Here is a 2,292-nt window from a genome sequence, read left to right as displayed (position 1 = left end):
TCTCCCACTCATCCAATCATCAAATCAATTATTACCCATTTTTTATCAATTAATTCTCCACCAGGACCTATTTTCTGGAGATACGCTTAGGGGTTCTATAAAAATAAAATTTTGCTACATAGAGAAGTTTATTCACACCTACAGGAGTTACGCAAAGAAACCTGGTTGCTACAAAAAAAAGGGGTTTCTGAGTTCTCGTTCATAAGTCCTGCCTTTGTTAAAAATATTATAGTGACTATTTACTTTTTTGTATGCTACAGATATTATAGAAAAGATTTTTATATCAGAAAAGTAGTATAGATATCAAGGAAAATAAATATGGCCGGAGTATGTAAAATAGAAATCACAGAAACAGTTCCAGAACTGAAAAAATTGTTAAATCATCAAAAAACCGCTAGTGGTTTTCAGAAGATTCAAGCATTGTATCTATTAAAAATTGGTCAAGTTGCAACGGTTACAGAATTGGCAGTTACTCTAGGAGTAAACAGGATTACAGTGCAACGGTGGTTGAGGCAATATCGTAAGGATGGTCTACCAGGGTTATTGCAGGTTAAACAAAATGGGGGACGGAAACCAGCAATTCCAGCAGAAGCGCGAGATCAGTTGGAAAAACGACTGAATGATCCCGATAACGGTTTTCAGAGTTATGGAGAAATTCAAACATGGTTGCAAGAGGAATATAATATTAATGCTTCTTATAAGGCAGTTTACGCTACTGTTAGATATCAGTTAAAGAGTAAATTAATCAAAAATAATAAAAAATAGGTAGTCCTGTAGATGTAGTGATAAAATTATGATATTTAGCAATTGCAACTTTTTTTAGGTGTGTCATGCTACTAGACGCTACTAAATTTTGTGCGTTATATTTTTATCATCGGAGCGGGTTATCTGATTAAATTTTGATACCATTAATTGAAATTAGAACCGTACGAAAAAAACTGTAGAAAATCGTAACAGCTTTTATCTTGATATTGGATTAACCAATACAGGCTGTACTGCACAACTCACTATTCCCGTCCTACGGAATGCTGCGCAAACGGCAGTAAATGCCTCCGGGAATTTCTTTCTAATAATTTGAAGACTACCATTGATATCGGCATTAATGACTATACCAGTTGCACTCAAAAATAAACCACGTTTGACTCGTTTACCCCCATAAGTTTCATGTTTAATTGGTGGCTCTTGGTCAATGGCAGATGTTTTGCTTGTATAGCTTTCCTCTGTTTCAATCACCTTAATTCCTGCTAGCTGACATTTATAAGTAATTTGCTTGGGCTTTCTTATCATGTGGTATTTGGGTAAAATTTTGGTTGTTTTTTTGCCTATATTTGCACCTTGTTTCCAGTTATCATTTTTTCCTATGACTACAGTACCAATATTATTTGTGGTTAAATACTCAACCACTAATTTACTGGTGTTATGTAGATAATTCTCCACAAAACGATTTCGGTGATAGGTTAACGCCTCAATCTTACGGCTAGTTTTTTTCTGGCCTTTGAGAACACTTTGGTACTTGGCTTTTCGCTTGTTATATAATTGATTGACACTTTTTAGTGGCTTCCCATTAATGAGCAGTGGTTTGACACCAGGCTTATTTGTAGATAGAGCTACTAATCGATCAATCCCTAAGTCAATCCCGGCTATATATGTTGAGTCTATTTGTGGCTGATTCTTTTTTTCATACACAACTTCAATTATATAGCAGGCATTAGCAGGAACTATTCTCACTTCGATCACAGTATCCACAACTACAGGTATGCATGATATCACTCATAGATAAGTGACAAATACCATCTTTGAGACTTGCTCTATAGACTGATTCCTTTGAATATATAACTACATTTCTACCTTTGGTTTTGTCCTTATATTTGGGTATTTTGGGCTTACCCAAAAACTTCGCTGGATGTTTTGACCATTCTTTTATAGCCTGAAAATAACCACGCCAAGTTGCAATCAAGCATTTGATTATTTGTTTTGATACTTTAGTTGGTAATGCTCTGTAAGCATCACTATCTTTGGTGGCGTGATATAGCTTGGTTAAATCTAGACTTTTTGAACACTTGAAAAAATGCTGACGACAATAATAGTTAGCCAGGTTGTACAAGTTTTTTGATTTAAAGGCTAACTCATCACACACCCGCCAAAAGTTATGTGTTCGGTTAATAATATGTCTGTCAACAAGTCGCATTCACCTGAATTATTTCCTAAGCTTTAGTTAGCTGTTTAAGCTAGACACACTTTTCTACAAATAGCAACTACTTTATACAATTTTCATTCAACAGTTAATCACCC

At 35.0% G+C, this 2,292-nt stretch carries 2 protein-coding genes; one reads left to right on the top strand and one right to left on the bottom strand.

Features of this window, described 5'->3' with window-relative positions; translation table 11 throughout:
• Positions 1 to 318 precede the first annotated feature (318 nt).
• On the top strand, positions 319 to 765 hold the full coding sequence (locus AFK68_RS01180; protein WP_094670982.1) for a helix-turn-helix domain-containing protein: 447 nt from the start codon (positions 319 to 321) through the stop codon (positions 763 to 765).
• A 195-nt stretch (positions 766 to 960) separates the two neighbouring features.
• On the opposite strand, the gene AFK68_RS37905 is transcribed toward AFK68_RS01180, so the two are convergent.
• The gene (locus AFK68_RS37905) at positions 961 to 1,746 is read right to left on the bottom strand and encodes an RNA-guided endonuclease TnpB family protein (RefSeq protein ID WP_210407161.1); all 786 of its coding nucleotides are present in this window, start codon (positions 1,744 to 1,746) and stop codon (positions 961 to 963) included.
• Between the last annotated feature and the right edge of the window lie 546 nt (positions 1,747 to 2,292).

Source organism: Hydrocoleum sp. CS-953, assembly GCF_002260545.1.
GTDB lineage: Bacteria > Cyanobacteriota > Cyanobacteriia > Cyanobacteriales > Microcoleaceae > Trichodesmium.
This window is presented reverse-complemented; position numbering and strand designations above follow the sequence as displayed.

Excerpts from the sequence above, each read along its gene's own strand:
- AFK68_RS01180 (WP_094670982.1), top strand. The coding sequence starts at position 319 with ATGGCCGGAGTATGTAAAATAGAAATCACAGAAACAGTTCCAGAACTG.